The sequence below is a fragment of the Pantoea sp. SOD02 genome, assembly GCF_024707505.1.
GTDB lineage: Bacteria > Pseudomonadota > Gammaproteobacteria > Enterobacterales > Enterobacteriaceae > Pantoea > Pantoea symbiotica.
This window is the reverse complement of record NZ_CP102604.1, coordinates 156,263-180,895: the sequence shown is the minus strand read 5'-3', so window position 1 is coordinate 180,895 and position 24,633 is coordinate 156,263. Positions and strand designations below refer to the sequence as shown.

Annotated in this window: 20 protein-coding genes; 5 read left to right on the top strand and 15 right to left on the bottom strand. The window is 56.0% G+C overall.

Annotation, left to right across the window (positions count from 1 at the left end):
* Positions 1-11: 11 nt before the first annotated feature.
* The 11 genes from wzyE to trxA all read right to left on the bottom strand — a co-directional run bounded on the left by wzyE (position 12) and on the right by trxA (position 12,293).
* Positions 12-1,355, bottom strand: a complete 1,344-nt coding sequence (wzyE, locus tag NR302_RS00785) for an ECA oligosaccharide polymerase (protein ID WP_008105761.1) — start codon at positions 1,353-1,355, stop codon at positions 12-14.
* Positions 1,352-2,422, bottom strand: coding sequence for a TDP-N-acetylfucosamine:lipid II N-acetylfucosaminyltransferase (locus NR302_RS00780; RefSeq protein WP_258144310.1), 1,071 nt, complete (start codon positions 2,420-2,422; stop codon positions 1,352-1,354). Before NR302_RS00780 ends, wzyE begins: the two co-directional genes overlap by 4 nt.
* Positions 2,419-3,672, bottom strand: coding sequence for a lipid III flippase WzxE (wzxE, locus tag NR302_RS00775; protein ID WP_258144309.1), 1,254 nt, complete (start codon positions 3,670-3,672; stop codon positions 2,419-2,421). The genes NR302_RS00780 and wzxE overlap by 4 nt, the downstream gene beginning before the upstream one ends.
* On the bottom strand, positions 3,672-4,802 hold the full coding sequence (gene rffA / locus NR302_RS00770) for a dTDP-4-amino-4,6-dideoxygalactose transaminase (RefSeq protein ID WP_008105756.1): 1,131 nt from the start codon (positions 4,800-4,802) through the stop codon (positions 3,672-3,674). The genes wzxE and rffA overlap by 1 nt, the downstream gene beginning before the upstream one ends.
* Positions 4,799-5,497 carry a dTDP-4-amino-4,6-dideoxy-D-galactose acyltransferase gene (gene rffC, locus NR302_RS00765; protein WP_258144308.1) on the bottom strand — a complete coding sequence of 233 codons (699 nt, stop codon included), beginning with the start codon at positions 5,495-5,497 and terminating at the stop codon, positions 4,799-4,801. The genes rffA and rffC overlap by 4 nt, the downstream gene beginning before the upstream one ends.
* Before the next feature lie 24 nt (positions 5,498-5,521).
* Positions 5,522-6,781 carry a UDP-N-acetyl-D-mannosamine dehydrogenase gene (gene wecC, locus NR302_RS00760; RefSeq protein ID WP_258144307.1) on the bottom strand — a complete coding sequence of 420 codons (1,260 nt, stop codon included), beginning with the start codon at positions 6,779-6,781 and terminating at the stop codon, positions 5,522-5,524.
* Positions 6,782-6,783: 2 nt separating this feature from the next.
* On the bottom strand, positions 6,784-7,908 hold the full coding sequence (gene wecB, locus NR302_RS00755) for a non-hydrolyzing UDP-N-acetylglucosamine 2-epimerase (RefSeq protein ID WP_008105750.1): 1,125 nt from the start codon (positions 7,906-7,908) through the stop codon (positions 6,784-6,786).
* Between the two features lie 10 nt (positions 7,909-7,918).
* On the bottom strand, positions 7,919-8,968 hold the full coding sequence (gene wzzE, locus NR302_RS00750) for an ECA polysaccharide chain length modulation protein (RefSeq protein ID WP_154156875.1): 1,050 nt from the start codon (positions 8,966-8,968) through the stop codon (positions 7,919-7,921).
* A 35-nt stretch (positions 8,969-9,003) separates the two neighbouring features.
* Positions 9,004-10,077, bottom strand: coding sequence for a UDP-N-acetylglucosamine--undecaprenyl-phosphate N-acetylglucosaminephosphotransferase (gene wecA, locus NR302_RS00745; RefSeq protein WP_008105746.1), 1,074 nt, complete (start codon positions 10,075-10,077; stop codon positions 9,004-9,006).
* A gap of 278 nt (positions 10,078-10,355) precedes the next feature.
* Complete coding sequence (gene rho, locus NR302_RS00740) at positions 10,356-11,615, bottom strand: transcription termination factor Rho (RefSeq protein ID WP_008105744.1); 1,260 nt, start codon at positions 11,613-11,615, stop codon at positions 10,356-10,358.
* A gap of 345 nt (positions 11,616-11,960) precedes the next feature.
* The gene (gene trxA, locus NR302_RS00735) at positions 11,961-12,293 is read right to left on the bottom strand and encodes a thioredoxin TrxA (RefSeq protein WP_008105741.1); all 333 of its coding nucleotides are present in this window, start codon (positions 12,291-12,293) and stop codon (positions 11,961-11,963) included.
* Positions 12,294-12,410: 117 nt separating this feature from the next.
* Here trxA and rhlB point away from each other — a divergent pair, with 117 nt between their 5' ends.
* Entirely contained in the window at positions 12,411-13,706 is a 1,296-nt protein-coding gene (rhlB, locus tag NR302_RS00730) for an ATP-dependent RNA helicase RhlB (RefSeq protein WP_008105739.1), read from the top strand.
* Positions 13,707-13,713: 7 nt separating this feature from the next.
* Positions 13,714-15,198: an exopolyphosphatase gene (gene ppx, locus NR302_RS00725; protein WP_061719353.1), complete on the top strand. Its 1,485-nt coding sequence runs from the start codon at positions 13,714-13,716 to the stop codon at positions 15,196-15,198.
* Between the two features lie 64 nt (positions 15,199-15,262).
* Here the strand turns inward: ppx and rep are convergent, their stop codons facing one another.
* Positions 15,263-17,284 carry a DNA helicase Rep gene (rep, locus tag NR302_RS00720; protein ID WP_258144306.1) on the bottom strand — a complete coding sequence of 674 codons (2,022 nt, stop codon included), beginning with the start codon at positions 17,282-17,284 and terminating at the stop codon, positions 15,263-15,265.
* 72 nt (positions 17,285-17,356) lie between these two features.
* On the opposite strand from rep, the gene ppiC reads away from it, so the two are divergent.
* On the top strand, positions 17,357-17,638 hold the full coding sequence (gene ppiC, locus NR302_RS00715; RefSeq protein WP_256698018.1) for a peptidylprolyl isomerase PpiC: 282 nt from the start codon (positions 17,357-17,359) through the stop codon (positions 17,636-17,638).
* Here ppiC and NR302_RS00710 read toward each other — a convergent pair whose 3' ends face one another.
* Together NR302_RS00710 and pdeH are read right to left on the bottom strand one after the other, a co-directional pair.
* Positions 17,639-19,699 carry an AsmA family protein gene (locus NR302_RS00710; RefSeq protein WP_258144305.1) on the bottom strand — a complete coding sequence of 687 codons (2,061 nt, stop codon included), beginning with the start codon at positions 19,697-19,699 and terminating at the stop codon, positions 17,639-17,641.
* A gap of 61 nt (positions 19,700-19,760) precedes the next feature.
* Positions 19,761-20,534 (bottom strand): cyclic-guanylate-specific phosphodiesterase, encoded by a 774-nt coding sequence (gene pdeH, locus NR302_RS00705; protein ID WP_061719350.1) that lies wholly within the window; start codon positions 20,532-20,534, stop codon positions 19,761-19,763.
* 282 nt (positions 20,535-20,816) lie between these two features.
* Between pdeH and NR302_RS00700 the strand changes: the two genes are divergently transcribed.
* Entirely contained in the window at positions 20,817-21,749 is a 933-nt protein-coding gene (locus NR302_RS00700; RefSeq protein ID WP_258144304.1) for a sugar kinase, read from the top strand.
* 366 nt (positions 21,750-22,115) lie between these two features.
* Positions 22,116-22,988 (top strand): alpha/beta hydrolase, encoded by an 873-nt coding sequence (locus NR302_RS00695; protein ID WP_008105727.1) that lies wholly within the window; start codon positions 22,116-22,118, stop codon positions 22,986-22,988.
* 3 nt (positions 22,989-22,991) lie between these two features.
* Here the strand turns inward: NR302_RS00695 and NR302_RS00690 are convergent, their stop codons facing one another.
* Complete coding sequence (locus tag NR302_RS00690; RefSeq protein WP_258144303.1) at positions 22,992-24,500, bottom strand: pitrilysin family protein; 1,509 nt, start codon at positions 24,498-24,500, stop codon at positions 22,992-22,994.
* Positions 24,501-24,633 lie beyond the last annotated feature (133 nt).

Below are 24,633 nucleotides of genomic sequence, written 5' to 3'. Positions count from 1 at the left end.
GTGCCCAGAGGTTAAGATGGGCTGTGTAAAACCGGCTCGCTGCGCGGACGAATCAATCCCGCGCGCGCCAACAGCCAGTAAAGCAATTTAGCCGCCCACATGCAGGCCGCAAAAATCAAACAAAAGAACACCACGCGCGAGCCGAAAGCATCCAGCCCTTCACGCGCCAGCACGATCATATTAAACACCGCGCCGAAGCAGAAACTCTGCAAAATCGCCCCGCTGTAGCGATTGCTGGTATCGCGACCATAGAGATAAAGGTTATCGAATCCTTTCATCAGCAGGCCGACAGCCACCGCACCGATTGGGATAAACCACACGCCGCCCATCACTACCAGCGAACCCAACAGCGTCGGCGAGATCGCCAACCCGGAATGGTTGTTCAGCACTTCCCAGGTAAAGTAGTTGGCGCTGTTGAGAATGGCTGCTGGACGTCCCGGCCACATCCAGCTGGGAATGAACACGTAGAAATCGCGCCAAATCGGTGCCAGGCCCTGAAAATCGATCTTGTCGTAGTTTTGCAGTAATAGCGCCAGATTTTCCCACGGCGAGAAGGTATCCCGCGTCAGATAAAGGAAGGTGTAAAACGCCTCATCGCCGACCACGTCGAGGTTATAGCGACGCAGCGCCAGCCAGAACATACCGCCGATTGCCATCACACCCGCGCCGACCAGCATCCACAGCGTGATCCAGCCGCGCGTAATACCAATGAACAGGAACAGCGCGAAAGCAATGATGATATTGGCGCGCGTGCCGCCCACCAGCGCGTAAGTCAGCAAGCCAAATGCCACCGACACCAGCAAAAACCACAGCCACTGACGTTGGGTTGGCTTGAGGAAGTAGCGAATCAGCATCGCCGGAATAAAGAAGTAGAAGAAGCGTTTGAGCGCCACGCCGGACACTTCGCTGGAGAAAATCTGGTTGTAAGCCGAAAGTCGGAACAACAGCAGGCCGTTGTGCATAAAGAACACCGTCACGGTGCCAATCGCCACCAGCGCCAGCAGCAAACAGGTCAGATTGGTTTCAACCCGATTCATCTGCAGCCAGGGCTTACGCGCAGGCGCATTGGCCGGGCGCAGTCGCACTTTGTAGCTGACGTAATAGATGGCATAAAAGCTGGTAGCGGCCAGCAGCGCCTGCAGCAGATATTCCGGCGGCACCACCGCCACGTTAAAGCGGAACACCAGCACGCTGGTCAGCGGGAAGCCGAAATAGAAGGTCAGCAAAAAGAGAATGGTGAAGAACAGGTGGAAGTTGAAACGCACCCGTTTAAATTCCCGCCAGGTTAAGGTCAGAATGAAACCCAGCGAAAACAGATAAACCACCAGCAGACCACTAAACTGCATCAGGCTCATGTTCTCTCCCTTTCACTCAGGGTTAGCGCGTCGCGCCAGCCTGCCAGATAGCCAGGGGCAAAAAAGGCAATCGATGAGTGATCACATTGCGCTAGTTGCCGTTGCGCTTCGGCCACGCTGGCCGCATCCAGCGCATCTTCACTAAACAGCACCGGCAAGCCTTGTTCGCTGAGATCGCGCCAGAACGGATTTTTGCGGTTCAGCACAAACGGGATATTGGCCTGAATCAGCAGGCAAAGCGTACCAATGCCTTGCTGGCGCTCGAACATAAAATAGCCGAGCTGACAGCGGCTAAGCAATGTCAGATAGGCATCAAAGTCGATTTTGTCGCGCAGCAACGTCACTTGCCCCGCCGGGAACAGGCGCTGTGCGGCAGCGGCAATCTCTTCGATGTAAGCGTGATTATTTTGCGGATAACCGAGCGGCACGACGATTTTTACCTGTTCGCCAAACTGCGCGCAAATCGCCTCCAATCCGGCAATGTGGCGATTACTGCGATCGCCCGAATTGCCGAGCAGAATAGTGAAATCGGGATTTTCCACCGACGCGGGCGGCGCCACATCCGGCATACGCGTCGGGAAATAGAGTAACGAAGCGGGAACGCGCGGATGGCGCTGTTGAAAATGGTGCAAATCACCCCGCGTCGCAAACACGCGCGCCACGCGCCCTTGCGCCATTCTGCGCAGCAGATAAAACAGCTGATACTTGAGGCCGCGCCCTTCTTCATAGAGATCCGCGCCCCATACGTGCCAAAACGCCTGCTGACGGCGCAGTTTGCCGCTCAGTAAGGCTATCCAAATGCTGGGATTAAACTGGCCGTGAAAGAAGAATCGCTGCGAGCGATCGGCGGCACGCGCTATCACCGCTTGCGCCAGTGCACGCTTGCTGGCAAAGGTTTCAATCTGCAATGAAGCATACGCTTGCAGTGTTTCGGGTGCGCTGGAAACCACCATAAATTGGCGTGGCGCAGCGACAGGCAGCTCGGCGCTCATCACGTCATTAAAGAAGCGCAGCACCGTATGATTGTGATGCGGGATATCCGATCCCAATACGTGAAAAGTCGTCATTTTTTCCGGCAATAAATCATGAAGGCGCCACAACACAGGGCGAAATAGAGAACGTAGGTTGCCATGTAAGCCTGCGCGGCCCCGGCAGTTCCGTGCAGCGGAATTAGCCAGTGGGAAAAACCGGTCAGCAGCGCAAACTGACTGATTTCCGTCAGAATATAGAAGCGCAGCGACGCTTTGGCGATCACCAGATATCCGAAAACATAGGCGCCGACTTTAAACACATCTCCGCACAACTGCCAGACGAAAAGATCACGCATCGCGCTGAACCGCGGCGAAAACAGCAGCCAGATAGCGACATCGCGCAGCATCCATACGCAGAAACTGGCCGCTGCGACGGCAGGTAATACAAAGCGCAGCGCACGCCCAATCTCACGGGCGATTTGCGGCTTCTGCTCCAGCCGCGCCAGCGTGGGCAGCAGCCAGACACTAAAGGTGGCGGTGATAAATTGCAGATAGGCATCGGAAATACTAGTCACGCCCTGCCATAAACCCACCTGCGCCCAGCCTTGTTGCTCAGCCAGCAGATTTCGCATCATCACCCACGCCACCGGCAAGGTGAACGAGGTGATTAGCGCCATCAGCGTAAACTTCGCCAGATTGCGCGCCAGTTCGGGATGCCAGCTTGGCATCAGCCAGCTCAGCGGCAACTGATCGCGATGGCGACGCAGCATCAGCAATGCCGGAAACACCAGTAGCGCCGGTACCAGCGCCAATCCCACTAACGCACCGGCATAGCCGCCCAGCCACCAGCACAGCACATAACCCATCACGCCAATTACACTTCCGGCAATCAGCGCCAGCGCATTGCCACGCGCATCGCGAAAACCTTTCAGCAACGCCAGCGTCAGGTTGGCCCAGGCAATACCGAGTTGCAGAAAGGCGACAATACGCACCACGTTTGCATAATCAGCATGACCAAACAGCGCCGTGCTGATCGGCGACGCCGCCAGCAAAAACAGCAGCGCCAGCAGCGTTGAAAAGCCGAGCACAATCGCCGAAGCCGTGCCGGTCACCGCGCGTAACTGCTGCGGCTGTTGCTGATGTTGCGCTACTAGCGTAGTGACGCCGTTAAAGATGCCCGCGCCCGCCAGCACGCCGAGTACGGTAATCAACTGGCGGAAGTTACCGGCTTGCCCGATCCCTTCCGGCCCGAAGCTCACCGCCAGCAGTTTCACTACCAGCAGGCCAGCAACGATTTTTACCAGCGTCGAAGCGGCGGTCCAGACTGAAGCTTTTGCTAATGACATCAGGCAAAGAAACTCAGCAGCGAACTGATCACCGTACGCTGGTTGTTATCCGACAAGTTGTAGAACAGCGGCAGGCGCAGCAGACGCTCGCTTTCACGCGTGGTGAAGGCATCATCACCATGGAAGCGGCCAAAACGTTCACCCGCTGGCGATGAGTGCAGCGGGATGTAATGAAACACCGTGAGGATTTCCGCCTCTTTCATCCAGTTGATCAGCGCCTGACGATCGTCGCTGTCGCGCAGCTTGATGTAGAACATGTGCGCATTGTGGCGGCAATTTTTTGGCACCACCGGCAGCTCAATACGACCTGCTGCCGCCAGCGGCTGGAGCGCATCGTAGTAGCGCTGCCACAAACGCAGGCGCTGCTGATTAATCTGCTCCGCCGCTTCCAGCTGCGCCCACAAATAGGCTGCCTGCAGATCCGCCATCAAATAGCTGGAGCCGATATCGCGCCAGGTATATTTATCCACCTGACCACGGAAAAACTGGCTGCGATTAGTGCCTTTTTCACGAATAATCTCGGCCCGATCCACCAGCTTCGCGTCATTAATCAGCGTTGCGCCGCCTTCGCCGCCGGCGGTGTAGTTTTTGGTTTCATGGAAGCTAAAGCAGCCAATATGACCAATGGTGCCCAGCGCGCGCCCTTTGTACTGCGACATCACGCCCTGCGCGGCATCCTCGATAACATAGAGTTTATGCTTCGCCGCCAGCGCCATGATGCTGTCCATCTCGCAGGCCACGCCCGCGTAATGCACTGGCACGATGGCGCGGGTTTTCGGCGTGATCGCCGCTTCAATCAGCGTTTCGTCGATATTCAACGTATCGGGACGCACATCGACAAACACAATGGTCGCGCCGCGCAGCACAAAGGCGTTGGCGGTGGAGACGAAGGTATAGCTCGGCATGATCACTTCATCGCCTGGCTGCAGATCAATCAGTAGCGCTGCCATCTCCAGCGACGCGGTGCAGGATGGCGTTAGCAGCACTTTCTTGCTGCCGAAATGCTGTTCCATCCACTGCTGGCAGCGGCGAGTAAAGCCGCCATCGCCGCACAGCTTGCCGCTGGCCATAGCCGATTGCATGTACTCAACTTCGCTGCCGACAATCGGCGGCGCATTAAATGGGATCATGAGGCTTTCCTGTAGAACCAGTAAGCGGTGCTTTCCAGCCGCGCACCGCTGCGTAAATAGAGGCGCATCGCCGTGAGATTGCTGAGCTGGGTCGCCACGCGCAGATGCGTTAGCTGACGCACGCGGCCCCAGTCGGCGGCAGCGAGCAGCAGGCGCTGGCCGACGCCGCAGCCTTGTGCGGCTGGCAATACCGCCAGCAGACCGATGCGCATTTCGCCGTCAGTTTCGCGCATCGAGACAAAACCTTGCAGTGCACCCTGCTCATCGCAGGCCACCAGACATTGATTATCGAAGGTGCCGCGCACGGCATTTTCAATCCACTGCGCGTAAAAACGTCCGCTGTCCGCCGCCGCAAACCATGGCGCACGGAAACGACTCTGGCTAAACGCCTGTGCGGCGGCTTCACGCAGTGCCGGGATTTGTGCTTCCCGCGCAATGCGCACGCCAACTTGCCGCTCAGTATGTTTGATGCTGAGAGAGAGATCGGCTTCGCCTTCCACCAACTGAAAACCGTGCTGGCTCAGTGCATCAATGGCATCAACACGTTCAGCGGGCACCTTGACCTGCCACAGCGCATAAGGTTGCTGAAGCGCCTCGGCCAGCGCCAGATCGCCATCCAGCGACAAGCGCGCGCTGTTCTGACCGAAGAATTCATTCTCCCACGTAAGGGGATCAATATTGACGCGGACGGGCATTGTGAACATCCAGCAGATAAGGTTTCATCGCCAAACGCCTTTGGTATCAACAATCCACGGCTGGGCGATCTGTGCCGCATCAATCGCGCGGAACTGGGCGTGATCAACCAACATCACCAGAATATCCGCCTGCTGCAACGCCACGTCAGTAGCAACTAACGTGGCTTCGTGCGCCAGACGTTGCGGAATGTCTTTTACATGCGGTTCAACTACCCAAGTTTTGCCGCTGTGCCATTCGGCAATCCGATGCGCGACGCTCATCGCCGGGCTTTCGCGCAGGTCATCAATATTCGGTTTAAAGGCCAGACCAAAGCAGGCGATGGTGACATCGCTAGCGCGTTTGCCGCTGGCGGTAAGGCACTCTGCTAACGCCTGTTTTACCTGATCCAGCACCCAGCCTGGTTTGGCGTCATTCACTTCGCGCGCGGTGCGAATCAGTCGCGCCTGCTCGGGATTTTGCGCCACGATAAACCACGGATCAACGGCGATACAGTGCCCGCCAACGCCCGGTCCAGGTTGCAGGATGTTGACGCGCGGATGGCGATTCGCCAGCGCAATCAGCTCCCACACGTTGATGCCCTGCTCGGCGCAAATCAGCGACAGCTCATTGGCAAAGGCGATGTTCACATCGCGGAAGCTGTTTTCTGTCAGTTTGCACATCTCAGCGGTGCGCGCATTGGTCTCCACACACTCGCCGCGCAGGAAAATGCGATACAGCTCGCTGGCGAGTGCGGAACAGGCTGGCGTCATGCCGCCAATCACGCGATCGTTTTCCAGCAGTTCGACCATCACTTTGCCGGGCAACACGCGCTCCGGGCAGTAAGCGATAAACACATCGCACGCATCACCGTGCTGCGGGAAACGCAGATCGGGGCGCGCCGCCGCCAGCCATTCCGCCATTTGCTCGGTGGCGCCCACCGGCGACGTGGATTCGAGGATCACCAGATCGCCCGCTTTTAATACTGGCGCAATCGACAGCGCCGCAGCCTGCACATAGCTGAGATCCGGCTGATGGTCGCCGATAAACGGCGTGGGCACGGCAATCAGGAACGCATCGGCGGCTCCGGCCTGCGTGGTGGCACGCAGATGACCGGTGCGCACCGCTTCGCGCACCACATCACCCAACTCGGGTTCCACGATATGGATATCGCCGCGATTAATGGTTTCGACGGCGCGGACATTAATATCCACACCAACGACTTTCTTTCCCTTTGAGGCAAAAACGGCCGCCGTTGGCAGCCCAATGTAGCCCAGTCCGATAACGGAAATGGTTTCAAAACGCATGGTTAGACTCTGTGTTGTTTTAGGGCCTGCAAGATGCGCGCGCAGGCATGACCATCGCCATACGGATTGTGCGCGCGGCTCATTGCCTGCCAGGCTTCATCGTCCTGCAACAGCAGGCTGACTTCAGCGACAATTTTACTGATATCGGTGCCGACCAGTTTTACCGTACCTGCGTCCACTGCTTCCGGACGCTCGGTGGTATCACGCATCACCAGCACCGGTTTACCCAGCGATGGCGCTTCTTCCTGAATGCCGCCGGAATCGGTAAGAATCAGCCACGAGCGATTCATCAGCCAGACAAACGGCAGATACTCTTGCGGCTCAATCAGGATGATGTTTTCGATGCCGCTGAGAATGCGATTAACCGGCTCGCTGACGTTGGGATTGAGGTGCACAGGATAGACAATTTGCACCTGCGGATGCTGACGCGCGATTTGCGCCAGCGCACTGCAAATGCGTTCGAAGCCGTCGCCAAAGCTTTCGCGGCGATGCCCCGTGACCAGAATCAGCTTTTTGTCGGCATCGAGGAACGGATAACGCGCGGCGAGGCGGGCATTGAGATCGGCGTCGTCCAGCACGCGATCACGCACCCACAGCAGCGCATCAATCACCGTGTTGCCAGTGACGAAAATGCGCGCGTCCGGCAGATTCTCTCGCAGCAGGTTTTGCCGCGAGTTTTGCGTCGGCGTGAAGTGATAGCTGGCGAGATGGCCGGTGAGCGTGCGATTGGCCTCTTCGGGCCAAGGCGACATCAGATTACCGGTACGTAAACCCGCTTCCACATGGCCCACCGGAATCTGGTGATAAAACGCCGCCAGGCTCGCCGCAAACGTGGTAGTGGTATCGCCGTGTACTAACACCACATCCGGCTGGAAATCGGCCAGAACGGTTTTCATACCCTGCAGAATGCGGCTGGTGATCTCCGTCAGCCCTTGTTCCGGGCGCATGATATTCAGATCATAATCAGGTTGCAGCTGGAACAAACGCAGCACCTGATCGAGCATTTCACGATGTTGTGCGGTGACGCATAAGCGCGACTCGAACGCAGCATCCTGCGCCAGCGCCTGCACCAGCGGAGCCATTTTGATCGCTTCAGGACGCGTGCCAAATACCGTCAGAACTTTCACGTGGCTTCTCTTAATGGCTCGTTGCTAACGTTGAACGCGGACGACGCACCAGCGCCACTCCCGCACCGACCAGCGCGCCAATCACGCCCCACATGATCATCATAAACAGGCGGCGCGGACTATCGCGCGACACCGGCTCTTCCGGGGTGCGCAAGTAGCGGTATGTCTGGAATTGTTTATCCAGACGCGGCCCGGCCTGCAGCGTACTCAGCATCGCTTTATTTTGATCATAGCTTAAATCGTAAGCAGGTCCGCTGGCTTGTAAAGTGTCAAGTTGCGCCTGCAGCATTTGCTGCCCGAGCAAGAAACGATCGCTGTCTGGCAGCACCTCGCCGGTTGCCGGTGCGCGGTTCTCTTTGATGCCCTGCTCGCTCGCCACTTTCAGCGCCTGCTCGATGCGCTGGCGTTGACGTTCAAATACCGACTGCGCCACTTCCTGCTGGCGGTTAACCTGCGACGCCAGCTGCACGCTGCGCGCCTGCCAGGCGCCTTTCAGTTCCGCATTAAGATGACGCGCCGCACGTTCGCTGGCGTAGGCAATATATTGACGCAGCAGATTGTTGGCATCGCTGGCGGTTTCGGCAACCAGTTTGATGTTATCTAAGATATTGCGCGCCGGATCGGCAGCGGTGAACTGGATGTTGGTGATCAAATCATCAAGCAGCGCCGCATCGTTGTGCGCGTTACCGCTTTTGCGACTTTTGAAGTATTCAGTCTGCTGCCAGAAATCACGGCGCGTATCCCAGGATGCCAACTGCATGGTGAACTCCTGATAAACCTCATCCATCACGGTTGGGGCTGGGGAGCTGAGATTGAGCGTATTAGTGCGCACATCCAGATTATTGAGGAATTGTTGCTGCACGAAGAAATCACCCAACATATTCACCGTTGGACGATCGGTCACAGCCGTGGTGCTCCACGCTTGCTTCATTAACATCGATGCCAGCCAGGCGACCAGCGCAAACAGCAGCGCCAGACCGATGATCCAGCGTTTGCCACGCCAGAGCGTGCAGCCAAGGCCACGCATATCCAGTTCGTTCTCCACAACGACAGAGGTCATAACAAAATCCTTATCAGGGTACTTTTCTGGGTAATTTATTTTTTATCTTCGCTGCTTTGCCAGCGACGTTTAATGCGACGGATTTTGCGCGCCACGCGCCATGCGTGTTTCAGGCAATAGCCGTAAAGGAGGAACGCCATCATGAACAGCACCAGCATTACCCATTCCGGGATGAAAGCCAGATACTCGCCGAGCACACCAATACCCGCCAGAATCGCGGCGGCGACGGTAATCAGCAGGAACGCCTGACGTGAGGTGAATCCGGCGCGCATGATCAAATGGTGAATGTGCTGGCGGTCAGCGGAAAACGGGCTCATGCCTTTGCGCAAGCGGCGATACATAATCGCCACCATATCCATCAGCGGAATGGCGATCAGCCACAGCGCGGTGACGGGCGTAATTGGATGGCTGAGACCTTGGGTGGTTTCCAGCAAAATCCAGATGATGGTGAAACCAATCATGGTGCTGCCGGCATCGCCCATAAACACTTTGTAGCGACGGCCAATCAAACCGAGATTGAGCAGGATATAAGGAATGGTGGCGGCGATCATCGCAAAGCACCACATGGCGAGGCTGGTCTGGCCGTCGAAATAGAGAATGATGCCGATGGCAGCGAAGGTGACGCTGGAGAGGCCGCCAAGCAGACCATCAATCCCATCCACCATGTTGAACGCGTTGATGGCGGCCCATACGGCGAACAGCGTCAAGACGTAGCCAAAGGGACCGACGATCAACTCAACCGGCCCAATAATAAAGCCCAGACTCAGCAAATAGAGTTTGGCACCGACCATCATCACAATGGCGACCGCCGCCTGCACCAGCGCGCGGATTTTAACGCTGATATCGAAGCGATCGTCCAGAGCGCCAACCAACACCAATACGCCCGCGCAGCTCAGATAAAGCATCGCGTGCGGCAAATAATAATTTGAGATGGCAAATGCAAAGCAGATCCCCGCGTACACGGAAATACCACCAACTAACGGAATGGCGCCATGGTGCCTTTTTCTGGAGTTTGGTGTGTCCACGAGCCCAATTTTTTTAGCTGCTTTGCGAGCAAAAAACAGGAACACTAAAGTAAAAAGAAAAACTAAACCAAGCTCAGTACTCATAGTGAGTAAATTCACGTTAATGCTCTCAGCTAAAATCGTGGACAACAATATGCAAAACACCTGCCATTGCCATATATCCCTATTCCGAATTCTGCTGCAGAAAAGCCTGATTGTTGAAAAAACACCCGCATCTCTGCCACAGTCATTATAAAAGCTTCCTGACTGCGCTAATCCTAATGCCCATAAATAAAAAACGCCACGTTAAGACGTGGCGTTAGCAATATTTCCTGGCAAATTGTGCGAATCACCGCTTGGCTTAGCGACTCGCCTATCGCAACTTAGGAACGCTTCATCATATCGAAGAATTCGTCGTTGGTTTTGGTCATGGCCAGTTTATTGATGAGGAACTCCATCGCGTCGATTTCGCCCATTGGATGGATGATTTTGCGCAGGATCCACATCTTCTGCAGCTCTTCCTGAGTGGTGAGCAGCTCTTCTTTGCGGGTACCGGAACGATTGTAATCAATCGCTGGGAATACACGCTTCTCGGCGATTTTACGCGAGAGGTGCAATTCCATGTTACCTGTACCTTTAAACTCTTCGTAAATCACTTCATCCATCTTCGAACCGGTATCAACCAGCGCGGTTGCGATGATGGTCAGGCTGCCGCCCTCTTCCACGTTACGTGCCGCACCGAAGAAACGCTTCGGACGATGCAAGGCGTTGGCATCCACACCACCGGTCAGCACTTTACCTGATGCTGGAACCACGGTGTTGTAAGCACGCGCCAGACGCGTGATGGAGTCAAGCAGGATGATCACGTCTTTCTTGTGCTCAACCAGGCGCTTAGCCTTCTCGATCACCATCTCAGCAACCTGCACGTGACGTGACGCTGGCTCATCAAAGGTTGAAGCGATAACTTCACCTTTAACCAGACGCTGCATCTCGGTCACTTCTTCCGGACGTTCGTCAATCAGCAGCACCATCAGCAGGCAATCTGGATAGTTGTAAGCGATGCTCTGAGCGATGTTCTGCAGCAGCATGGTTTTACCCGCTTTCGGCGGCGCCACAATCAGACCACGTTGACCACGACCAATCGGAGAAGCCAGATCCAGCACGCGTGCGGTCAGGTCTTCAGTCGAGCCATTACCGCGTTCCATACGCATACGCTTGCTGGCGTGCAGCGGCGTAAGGTTTTCGAACAGAATCTTGTTACGCGCGTTTTCCGGCTTGTCGTAGTTAACTTCGTTAACTTTCAACAGCGCAAAGTAGCGTTCACCTTCTTTTGGCGGGCGAATCTTGCCAGAAATGGTGTCACCAGTGCGGAGGTTGAAACGGCGGATTTGGCTAGGAGAGACGTAGATATCATCGGGACCGGCGAGGTAGGAGCTATCTCCAGAACGGAGGAAACCAAATCCGTCCTGCAATATCTCCAGCACACCATCACCAAAGATGTCTTCGCCGCTTTTTGCGTGCTGTTTCAGGATAGAGAAAATAATATCCTGCTTGCGCATACGCGCCTGGTTTTCCAGCCCCATATTTTCGCCGAGGGTAATCAGCTCAGAAACCGGCGTATTCTTTAATTCGGTAAGATTCATAGTGATGGGTTCTTAAACTCGGGGTAATTCTCGAAATGATTGTCGTGAGTGGTATGGCAAAAATTCCATGCCTGTTAATGGCTCTTTTTCAACTCAGCTCGACGATTATCGTCAGATGTGGCGATAGGAAACGAGGAGACGGTCGAAAGATGATGCCGAATGTGCTAGTCATCAGATTGCCAAACCACGATAACGTTCATTGCGAGTAGGGTCTGACAAGGGAAAACTTAGATGCAAACTACAAGGTAAGAGCGTAATGCAGTGAACTCAACTTAACACGCTTAAAGTGAGACGTCCAGCAGTGGCGACAAAATTCACCACTGCCGAACAAACACCACGCTGGGCTTAGGCCAGGTTGGCGTTCAGGAACTCTTTCAACTGTCCTTTAGACAGTGCGCCAACCTTGGTTGCCGCCACTTCGCCGTTCTTGAACAGCAGCAGAGTTGGGATACCGCGGATGCCGTATTTCGGCGCCGTACCCGGGTTGTCATCAATGTTCAACTTAGCGATGGTAAGTTTACCTTCGTACTCTTCTGCGACTTCGTCGAGAATTGGGGCGATCATTTTGCAAGGACCACACCATTCAGCCCAGAAATCTACCAGAGTGACACCGTCTGCTTTCAGTACGTCTGTGTCGAAACTGTCATCGGTCAAGTGAACGATCTTATCGCTGCTCATGTTTAACTCCAAAAGATTGCGCCTGGCGAATTGGCGGAAATGATACCAACGTAGGTTGACTTTATTTCATCGGATACGCTTTCGTAAAGCGCTAGTAAGCTGATATTCTACCACACTATGAGCAAAACACACTTAACTGAACAGAAGTTTTCCGACTTCGCCCTGCACCCTCAGGTGGTAGAAGCCCTTGATACTAAAGGCTTTAGCCACTGCACGCCTATTCAGGCGCTCGCGTTGCCTCTTACGCTTACAGGGCGTGATGTTGCGGGTCAGGCGCAAACCGGTACCGGCAAAACGATGGCGTTCCTTACGTCAACGTTTCATTATCTTCTTTCTCATCCTGCCGCAGAAGGTCGCCAGACTAATCAGCCACGTGCGCTGATCATGGCCCCAACGCGTGAGCTCGCCGTACAAATTCATGCCGATGCTGAACCATTAGCGAAGGTCACTGGCTTAAAGCTGGGCCTGGCTTATGGTGGCGACGGCTACGATAAACAGCTGAAAGTGCTGGCTGAGGGTGTCGATATTCTGGTGGGCACCACCGGACGTCTGATCGACTACGCCAAGCAGAACCATGTCAACCTGGGCGCGATTCAGGTTGTTGTGCTGGATGAAGCCGATCGCATGTTCGATCTCGGCTTTATTAAAGACATTCGTTGGCTGTTCCGCCGCATGCCGCCGGCCACCCAACGCCTGAGTATGCTGTTCTCTGCGACCTTGTCTTACCGCGTGCGTGAACTGGCGTTTGAGCACATGAACAACGCCGAATACGTGGAAGTTGAGCCTGAGCAGAAAACCGGCCACCGCATCAAAGAAGAGCTTTTCTATCCTTCGAATGAAGAGAAAATGCGCTTGCTGCAGACGCTAGTAGAAGAAGAGTGGCCAGATCGCGCCATCATCTTCGCTAACACTAAGCACCGCTGTGAAGACATTTGGGGCCATCTGGCTGCCGATGGTCATCGTGTAGGTCTGCTGACCGGTGATGTGGCGCAGAAAAAACGCCTGCGTATTCTCGACGACTTCACCAAAGGCGATGTGGATATCCTGGTTGCCACCGATGTAGCGGCACGTGGTCTGCACATTCCTGCCGTAACGCACGTGTTCAACTACGATCTGCCTGACGATCGCGAGGACTACGTTCACCGTATTGGCCGTACTGGCCGCGCGGGCGCCAGCGGTCACTCCATCAGCCTGGCGTGCGAAGAGTACGCGCTGAACCTGCCGGCAATCGAAGAGTACATCGGTCACGGTATTCCGGTCAGCAAGTACAACAGCGATGCCTTGCTGAATGAACTGCCACCGCCGAAGCGTCTGCAACGCAGTCGTTCAGGAAACGGTCCACGCCGTGGCGGGAACAACAATAACCGTCGGAGCGGCGCGCCGCGCAATAGCAACCGTAAACGTTCGGGTTAAGCACACCATGCTAAGCGCATCGTCACTCTATGCAGCGATTGATTTAGGTTCTAACAGCTTTCATATGTTGGTGGTGCGCGAGGTGTCTGGCAGTATTCAGACCGTCGCGCGGATAAAGCGCAAAGTGCGTCTGGCGGCTGGCCTCGACAAAGCGAATCATCTCTCTGCTGAGGCGATGCAACGTGGCTGGCAGTGCCTGAAGTTATTCTCCGAACAGCTGCAGGATATTCCTCCGGAACAAATCCGCGTGGTGGCAACCGCCACGCTGCGCCTTGCCGAAAATGCGCAGGATTTCCTCACAACGGCTGAACAGATTCTTGGCTGCGCGGTGAATGTCATCAGCGGCGAAGAAGAAGCGCGCCTGATTTATCAGGGTGTAGCGCATACCACCGGCGGTTCCGATCAGCGTTTAGTGGTTGATATCGGCGGCGGTAGCACCGAACTGGTAACCGGCGAAGGCTCGCATGCCACCACGCTGTTCAGCTTGTCGATGGGCTGCGTAACCTGGCTTGAACGCTATTTCAGCGATCGTCATCTGGCAAAAGAGAATTTTGAGCAGGCCGAACTGGCCGCGCGCGAGATGATCCGTCCGGTGGCCGCTGCGCTGCGTGAGAAAGGCTGGCAAATCTGTGTCGGCGCGTCAGGCACCGTACAAGCGTTGCAGGAAATTATGATGGCGCAGGGCATGGATGAGCGCATCACCCTGAGCAAACTGCAACAGCTGAAACAACGCGCGATTCAGTGCGGCAAGCTGGAAGAGCTGGAAATTGAAGGATTGACGCTGGAGCGCGCCTTAGTGTTCCCGAGCGGTTTATCGATCCTCATCGCTATCTTCCAGGAACTGAGCATTGAAGGTATGACGCTGGCCGGTGGCGCACTGCGCGAAGGCTTAGTGTATGGCATGCTGCATCTGCCGGTTGATCGCGATATCCGCAGCCGCACATTGCAGAACGTGCAGCGTCGTTTTGCCATTGACATTGATCAGGCCGGTCGCGTACGCCAGTTGGCGGAGAGCTTCTTCCGTCAGGTGAGCAGCAGCTGGAAGCTGGATAACCGATGTCGCGATCTGCTACTTAGCGCCTGCTCCATCCACGAAATTGGCCTAAGCGTCGATTTCCGTCAGGCTCCGCAACACGCCGCATACCTAATTCGTCATCTCGATCTTCCTGGCTTCACTCCCGCACAGAAAAAAATGCTGGCTTGCCTGCTGCAGAACCAAAGCGGCAGCATTGATCTGGCGTTGCTGACCCAACAAAACGCCGTGCCGCCGCGCATGGCGGAGCGTTTAAGCCGCTTGCTGCGTTTAGCGATTATTTTCTCGAGTCGTCGTCGCGATGACACTTTGCCTGCCGTGCGTTTACAGGCGGATGATGATGCGCTGCATTTGACGCTGCCAGCCGGGTGGCGTGAAGTGCATCCGCTGCGTTCTGAGCTGCTGGAGCAGGAGAGTCATTATCAGTCGTACGTGCACTGGTTATTGACGATTTCCTGATGTTCTGGCGGCATGAATGCCGCCCCTACCATTGACGTAGGGTCGCCATTCATGGCGACCGCTCTCAACCCTTCTTCGCATTCTCCAGCATCGCTCTTAACCCGGCGACACGCGTCTGTCCGGTCTTCACGCGCTCTTCTGCGCTCACCACTTTTTTCTCGCGCTCCCACACCACATCGTCCTGCGGCAACTCCAGCAGGAAGCGACTCGGTTCCGGGCGCATCAGCTCGCCGTACTGACGGCGTTCACGGCATAGCGCAAAGGTCAGCTCTTTCTGCGCACGGGTAATCCCCACGTAAGCCAGACGTCGCTCTTCTTCGATATTGTTCTCATCGATACTGCTCTGGTGCGGCAATAAACCCTCTTCCATGCCGACCAGATAGACATACGGGAACTCCAGCCCTTTCGAGGCGTGCAACGTCATCAGTTGCACCTGATCAAGCTCTTCGTCGCTCTCACCACGCTCCATCATGTCGCGCAGCGTAAAGCGCGTCACCACCTGCGCCAGCGTCATCGGTTCGTTCAGCTCATCGCCTTCCAGCATCTCGGTCATCCACTGGAACAGCAGATTGACGTTCTTCATGCGCATCTCAGCCGCTTTCGGGCTGGGCGAGGTTTCAAATAGCCAGCTTTCGTAATCGATACCGCGAATCAGGTCGCGCACTGCGTTAACCGGCTCACGTTCGGTCAGCTGGACGATTTCATTCAGCCAGTGCGTAAAGCGCTGCAGATGCTCCAGCCCGCGCCCGCTCAGCGTTTGCTCCAATCCCATATCGAAGCTGGCGTTGTACAGGCTTTTATTGCGCAGGTTGGCCCATTCGCCCAGTTTTTGCAGCGTTGCCGGACCAATCTCACGCCGCGGCGTATTCACGATACGCAGAAACGCGCTGTCATCTTCCTGATTGGTTAGCACGCGCAGGTAGGCCAGCAAATCTTTGATTTCCGGACGCGAGAAGAACGATGTGCCGCCCGAGATACGATACGGAATACGGTTCTGCATCAGTTGCTTCTCAAACACGCGCGACTGATGATTGCCGCGATAGAGAATGGCGTAATCTTTGTAGGCGGTTTTGTTGATGAAGTGATGCGCGATCAGTTCACCCGCCACGCGTTCCGCTTCGTGATCTTCGTTATTGGCGCTCAGCACCTTCAGCTCGCTGCCCTGCCCCAGTTCTGAGAACAGGCGCTTCTCAAACACGTGCGGATTGTTGGCGATAAGGATGTTGGCCGATTTCAGGATGCGCTGCGTCGAGCGATAATTCTGCTCCAGCTTCACCACTTCCAGCGCCGGGAAATCCTGTTGCAGCAGCACAAGGTTTTGCGGACGCGCGCCGCGCCACGAGTAAATTGACTGATCGTCATCGCCCACCACCGTAAAGCGCGCCCGCGCACCCACCAGCAGCTTCACCAGCTCATATTGGCTGGTGTTGGTGTCCTGATACTCATCCACCAGCAGGTAGCGAATGCGCTGCTGCCAGCGTTCGCGCACTTCCTGATTGCGCTGCAGCAGCAGCGTCGGCAGCGCGATTAAGTCGTCGAAATCCAGCACGTTGCAGGATTTCAGGTGTTGGTCATACAGCTGATAACAGTGCGCAAAAATCTGGTCGCGCTGCGATTGCGCCAAACCGGCTGCGCCCTGCGGATCGACCAAATCGTTCTTCCAGTTGGAGATGGTGGAAATCAGCTGCTGTAACAGCGTTTTGTCCTCTTCAAGCCACTGTTTGGTCAGGTCTTTGAGCAAAGCCAGCTGATCCTGATCGTCGAACAGCGAGAAGCTGGCTTTCATTCCCAGCGCCTTGTATTCGCGTTTGATGATCTCCAGCCCCAGCGTATGGAAGGTGGAAATCATCAGGCCGCGCGCCTCTTTACGCCCCAGCGTTTGCGCCACACGCTCTTTCATCTCGCGCGAAGCTTTGTTGGTAAAGGTCACGGCGGCGATATGGCGCGCCTGATAGCCACATTCGCGGATCAGGTGAGCGATTTTGTTGGTGATCACGCGGGTTTTACCCGAGCCAGCACCGGCCAGCACCAGACAAGGACCGGTGACAAATTCGACAGCTCGTTGTTGGCCGGGGTTTAAACGCATAACGGAATTCGCTCAGTGGGATCAAAAGAAACAGGGTTATAATGGCCGGATTATACACATTAGGACTTCATCATGGCGAAAACCGCGGCGGCTTTACATATCCTCGTGAAAGAGGAAGCGCAGGCCAAATCCCTGCTATCGCAGCTTGAGAAAGGGGCGAACTTCCAGCAACTGGCAAAGAAACACTCTACCTGCCCATCCGGGCGCAACGGCGGTGATTTGGGTGAATTTCGTAAAGGACAAATGGTGCCGGCATTTGATAAGGCGGTCTTCTCCTGTCCGCTGCTACAACCTTACGGACCGGTGAAAACCGCCTTTGGTTACCACATCATCAAAGTGCTGTGGCGTAACTGATCACTTCTGATTCTTCATCTGCTGCAGCACGTTATTGCACTGATTGTCGTCGGTATCGCTAGGCGAAATCAGTGCGATCAACGCGGCGGCCGGCGCGACTACTGCACCGAGCGCCACCGCTGCAGCACCGCGCGCAATCAGCGGACCGGCTTTCACGCCGGCATCCGGATTTTTAAAGGTGCCGCGCACATACAGCGGTGAACGCAGCGTAATGATACGAATCCCTTTACTCTCCGGATTGATCGACAAGTCCATGCGTTCATTCGCGAAGTTGACGTTGCCCGTCACGTTGATCACCGCGTTCTCGGTATCCAGCAGGAACAGTTTCGGCGTCGCTAAGCCCTGCCGAATGTTCAGATCGGTTGCCGCGCAGTTGATCTTCACTTCGTCATCGCCGAACAGTTTGCCGACCACATAGTTACCGACGTTCAGTCCAGCAATCTCCATCAGGCTGCGGCTGATCAGGCCATCATTCATCAGTAGCTTCAGTTCGCCATCGCTGGTACCCAGTAAGTCCGCCACAGAATTGCCGGTGCCGCTCAGCGAGGCATCGCCGTTAAGCTGGCCCAAACTGTTCTGCATCGCGGTGACATCCGGGAACAGCTGACGCAGGCGCAGCTTACGCGCATGCAAATCGGCGCGTCCGCGCATCGGGCTGCGATCGCCTTCCAGATGAATGGTGGAGTTGATGCTGCCGCCGGCCATCCCGAAGCGCAGCGGATCGAGCAACAGGTCGCCGTTTTTCAATTGCAGATGGGTATAGAGATCGCTGAGCGGCAGCTTGCTGCTGTGTTCAATGCGTTTGCCGCTGAACTTCACATCCGCATCCATCACATCCCAGCTCTTGGTATCGAACTTGTCATGCGGCAGAACGCGATCGGCAGGCTGCGTTGAGGCATCGCCGCGTTGCGCTTTGGCCTGCTGCGTTTTCTCGCTGCCTTTGCCGGAATTGACGCCAATCAGCGGCCCCAAATCTTCCATCCGCAATTGGTTCGAGGTCAGTTCACCGGTCAAGGTGGGACGCGGTTTACCCTGACGATAAACAAGGGAGCCGTGAATATCGCTGTCGCCGATGTGGCCGTTAAACTTCTCGTAGCGGAACAACGGCCCTTTCTCCTCGTTGAAACGCGCAATCAAATGACCGTCGGTTTCATAAGGTGGCGTATCAGGCAGCAGCACGCCCGTCAGGCCATACAGATTCGCCAGCGTATCGCCCGCGAAGCGCAAACGCACATCCAGCCCGCCAAGATTGAGCGGATCCTGCAAGGTGCCGTCAATGCGCACGCGTGTGGTGCCATTACGCACATCCACCTGCAGCGGGAACGGCGTGGTTTTACTGCGCAGCGATAACATGCCGCCAATTTTACCGTCGCCATCCAGCTTCTGATTGTTGTAAGTGCCGTTCGCCTGCCAGCCAAAGACAAAATCACCCGCGCCCTTCTGCTGATCGTCGCCGCCCGCCACCTGCGCGTATGGCACCGGTTTGCCCAGCGGATTGATGGTTACCGTGACGTCGGCTTTATTGACGGCGTCGCGATAGCGCACTTGTCCCTGATCGAACAGGATGTTGTCGAGGCGGAAAGACCAGGCAGAAGGCGTCGCGTTCGCATCGCTGTTCTGGCTGCTGGCGAGATCAAAGGTCCAGTTATTCTTTTTGTCAGCAGTTTGCACCAGCCGCGCATCCGGCTTTTGCATCTTGATCCACGGCAGGTAGATCTGCTGATGCAGCAGCGCCAGCGGCGCAATCGTCGCTTCAACGCGCTGCAGATGCACCATGGTGACATCAGGAATGGATGGCGGATTGCCGAGCATCACATCGTCGGCATGCACCTGCGGCCACGGCACCCAGCTGCGCCAGCCTGGTTCTTCGCGGTTGCGAACCCAGGCCACGCCGAGATCGCCGCGAATCGCGAAAGGTCGGTTCAGTTCGGCCGAAACTTTTTGATTAATCGTAGGTTTCAGGCGGTTCCAGTCAAAGGTGGCGATGATCACCACAATCACTACAACCAATAACAAAAAAATCCCGAACACCCAGCTCAGGATCTTTCGAGTACGTGACATATTGCTTCCTCCTTGCCCTTCCACGTCTGACTAAGGATAGTCGAGACGTCGCGGAACGGGATCAGGGAAGCTCAAGTGCCATACGTTCCAGCTCGCTAAACGGCACCGGACGCGAGAAGAAGTAGCCCTGCGCCGCCATGGCTGGCGAGCTGCGAACCTGTTGCCACTCCTCTTCGGTTTCCACACCTTCGACGATGACGCCGTTGCAATAACGGTTAATCAACGCCAGCAGCATCGAGAACATTGAGCGGCCTTCATCGCTGGCGCGCAGCAGCATAAACAGCTCGCGCGAGAGTTTGATGTAGTCGTAACGCAGTTCGGTCAGCGCCGAGAAGTTCGCCATGCCGGAGCCAAAATCATCCAGCCACAGCGGCCCGAGTTCCGGCATCTTCGCTACCATCTCTTCCTGCGGCAGCGCATGATGTTCCGTCAGTTCGAAGCGCACCCACGGCAGCTGCGCGATCAGCGTGCGAATCGACTCATGCTGCTCAATCTCCATCAACGTTGGACCGTCGATATTCACCGACGCCACCAGCTGACGCTGATTGAAAAACGGTGACCATTTTATCAGCAGCTCGAGTTGTTCCTGGACGACACCGAGCCGCTGCGCGATAGTCAGTGCTTCAAAGTAGTCTTCGGGCGACAGCCTTTTTTCTGGCGCGGAGGGATGAGTCACCGCCGTCAGTAATTCAATGGCCAGCAAGCGGCCGGAAACCTGATAAATCGGCTGGAAAGTATAGAATCGTTGGCACTGCTGCCAGAAGAGACGCGTTTCCTGTTGTTGTTCCAGTTCATTTGAAACAGGCAGCCGATGACTCAAATTCTTCATCACCATGGTTTTTTCCTGGTTGGTGTCGAGTGCCTGCAAATAGCATCTCAGCGGCAAGTATCGGCGATCGCCGGGATAACTTTATCAATCTCGTTAGTCCCATGAATAGTTGAGTGTAACAGCGTGCGTCGCGCTTAATCGGCAAAACAAAACGCGCTTTGGCCGTTAAATCGCCGTAGCGCCGGCGGTTTACTGCCTTAAGTTAAATCAAAACATCGTTTTAAAAACCATTGACGACTGCCATACCAGACGCGAGACTAAGGCAGAATTCACTATAGGCCGAAGACCATGACGCAGAAGAAAATCGCCATTATTGGCGAATGCATGATTGAGCTGTCCGAGAAAGGTGAGAACATCAAACGCGGTTTTGGCGGTGATACGCTGAACACGGCGGTTTATCTGGCGCGCCAGTTAGATAACCAGCAGTTGCGTGTCGATTATGTCACCGCACTCGGCACCGACAGCTTCAGTGACCAGATGATCGCCGCCTGGCAGCAGGAAAAGGTCGAAACCGCGCTGATTCAGCGCCTCGACAATAAAATGCCAGGCCTGTATTTCATCGAAACCGACGAACACGGCGAGCGCACTTTCTGGTATTGGCGCAACGACGCTGCCGCCCGTTTCTGGCTGGATAGCGCGCAAGCGGACCAGATTTGCCAGCAGCTGGCGCACTACGATTATCTCTATTTGAGCGGCATCAGCCTGGCGATTCTGCCGGCAGCAAGTCGCGACAAATTAATGGCGCTGCTCCGCGCCTGTCGTCAGAACGGCGGCAAGGTGATTTTCGACAACAACTATCGGCCGCGTCTGTGGGCCGATAAAGCCAGCGCCCAGCAGGCGTATGCCGAGATGCTGCGCCATACCGACATGGCATTCCTGACGCTCGACGATGAAGATTTGCTGTGGGGCGAGCAGCCGCTGAATGCGGTGATTGCCCGCACACGCGCCGCTGGCGTACAGGAGATCGCCATCAAACGTGGTGCGGATTCCTGTCTGGTGGCAGTCGGCGATGAGCCACTGCGCGACGTCGCCGCCATCAAGCTGGCGAAAGAGAAAGTGATCGATACCACCGCAGCAGGCGACTCCTTCAGCGCCGGTTATCTGGCGGTGCGTTTAGCCGGTGGCAGCGCCGAAGATGCCGCCGCACGCGGCCATCTCACCGCCAGCACGGTGATCCAGCATCGCGGCGCGATTATTCCGCTCAGCGCAATGCCGCGTTAATCCTGCTGCACATTTGTAGGGTCGCCATTTATGGCGACCAAATCCATAAACACCGCTAACAAACCCACCCGCAAAGTTTGCCTTAACGCAGCATTTTTCCCTGCCAATTTCCGCTAATCACCTGACTCATCCACTTCTGTAACAAAACCCGTAATGCTTCTTCAATCATGCTAATCAGATCGATTTAAATTCAATGCGTTATGGCACGAAATCTGGCCGCCAGGCATAGTCCGAAACTGGCGAAACCAGCGGTTTTCGGCTGGACGCCAGCGGCAAAAGAGACCATGTTTTAATCAATAACAGCAGGACGCTGTTACTCCGGCCGCGAAAAAAATAACGACAACATGACTCGCTCAGGACTGACTTATGCACACAGAAATCATCAATATCTGGCCACACGGTGATGCGCCAGGCGCGAGCGATTCACGCGCTCAGCCGCAAATCGTCGATCTCGCCAAAGAGTACGAACCTTATGACCGCGCCGCCACCGGCGTGCGCTGCCCGGAGATTGCCATCTGGCATCCGGAAACCTCGAACGGCATCACGCTGCTGGTGGCGCCGGGCGGCGGTTATCAGCGGGTATTGATCGACCGCGAAGGCAGCGCGCTCGCCACTTTCTTCACGTCAATGGGCTACACGCTGGCGGTGATGACGTATCGCCTGCCGTATGACGGTCACCATGAAGGTCCAGACGCGCCGCTGGCTGATGCGCAGCGTGCGGTGCGCGTGCTGCGTGAACGTGCGCAGCGCGGGTTGAACGGCAAATATATTGTGATGATGGGCTTCTCGGCGGGCGGACACGTTGCCGCCAGCCTCGGCACGCGCTTTGGCGAGAAACTCTATCCGGTGCAGGATCAGGCCGACAGCTTTACGCCGCGCCCGGATGCGATGGTGCTGCTCTATCCGGTGATCAGTATGCGCGAAGGTCTGGCGCATGAAGGTGCGCGCACCCGCTTGCTCGGTGCATGGCCGGATCAAAGAATGATTGATGCGTACTCAATGGAAACGCGCGTGCATGCGCAAACGCCACCGACGCTGCTGATTCACGCCTCCGATGATGAGTCGGTTTCGGTGAACAACAGCATGGTGTTCTTCAGCGCGCTGCGTGAGCACAAAGTGCCGGTGGAGATTCACTTCTACCAAAAAGGCGGCCACGGATTTGGTATCCGTGGCGTGGCAGATTTGCCTTTGGCGAGCTGGCCGATGCTCGTCACCGAATGGCTCAGAGCGAAGACCTGATCATCAGGATGATGGCGCGGTCTGTTCCGCCGCGCCTGCACTGTTATCCGGCTTCACGTCTTCCGGGCTAGCCGGAGCCGCTGGCGGTTCCGGTAGCTTCATCACTTTGTCCCAGCCTTCCTGCAGCATCTTCACGTTGGTCTCGGCTTCACCCTGCGGCTGAATCAGCACCATGGTCAGCTCCTGCGACAGTTGCTGGCGCAGCTCCTGATTCAACTGGTCACGCGTCATCTCGCCGAGGAAGGTCTGACGCAGCTTTTGATACTGCTCAGGCGCAATGTCCACGACCGAATTTTGCTGCGAGCGCAGACGCTGGCCCATCAGAATATCGGTGTCGGTGCGGGCGTAAGTGGCAAACAGCTTATTGAGCTCCAGCAGCTTCTGCGCCATCAGCGCATCAAACTCCTCCTGCGGTAACCCTTTGTCGCGCACCGCCGCCAGCTCTTTCGCCACCTGATTCATATTCTGCGGCAAAGAGGCGTTCGGACTGTCCATGTTGATCGAGCACTGCGCGCGCTGATAGAGCACACGGCAATCGAAACCAACCTGCACGCTTTGCGCTTTGCTGTCAGCCAGCGCGCGCTGCACATGCCAGAACAGTGCTTCACGCGCTAAATCGCTCTGCCAGTAGCGCTGCAAATTCTGCGAATCGCGAATCGGTTGCCATGCGGTGTCCCACACCAGCGACAGGCGATCCTGACTCATGCCGCCATTCACCAGATTCACCGGCTGATGCGGTAGCGGAGACAGCGTCGGCAGTGCGGCAGGCGCTACACGCTTGCCTTTCAGCGGCGCGAAGGCTTTGTTGATCTGCTCCGCCATGCTGCGGCTATCGACATTTCCCACCACGTACAGCGTCATGCCGTCTGGCGTGTACCACTGCTGATAGAAGCTGTTGAGCTGGGCGATATCCACCGGCGCGCGCGGTTGCTCGCCCGGATCGTGCGCCAGCATCGCCGAGCCTTTCAGGCGATAGCGCCACCACACATCCTGGGTATTGGCGGGCCAGGTGGCAATCGGATCGGTCGCCGTTAACGCGGTAGCCACCACCTGCTCATTAATCGTCATTTTACCGGCGGTCGCCGCCAGCCAGCTGAGCGCTTCTTTCAGCAGATCAGGGCGGTTATTCGGCAAGCTCAGGTTGTATTGGGTGTAATCGTACGACGAAATGGCGGGCGGCAGCGGACGTTGCGGATCCATGGCTTGCTGCCACAGCGCGCGCTGCTGATTGGTGTCCAGCGTGGCGTTATGCACCATCGCTAAACGCGGTAAAAGATGGCTATAGCCAGTTTGTTGCGCACTCTCCACCAGCGAACCGGTGTTAACAATCAGGCGCAGCTCAATACGATCGCTTGGACGTTGTGGTGTGGTCAGCAGCTGCCAGCTAAAACCATTGTCCAGTTTGCCTTCCTGCCAGGCGGGATCGGGTTGGAGCGTCTCGGCGTGCACGCCAAAACCGGACGCTGCCAGTAGCAATCCGCCAACCAAAAGCCGAATTCTGGTGCCCTGCATGTGAACCCCTACTCAAACAGATCAACGCTCGTTAGCGCGGCATGTTCGGCCACATCTGGGGTGACCGGTGCGGCATTTTGCCGCCACGTTTATTTAATAACAGACTCTTTGACCACGAGAAGGTCAGGATGTC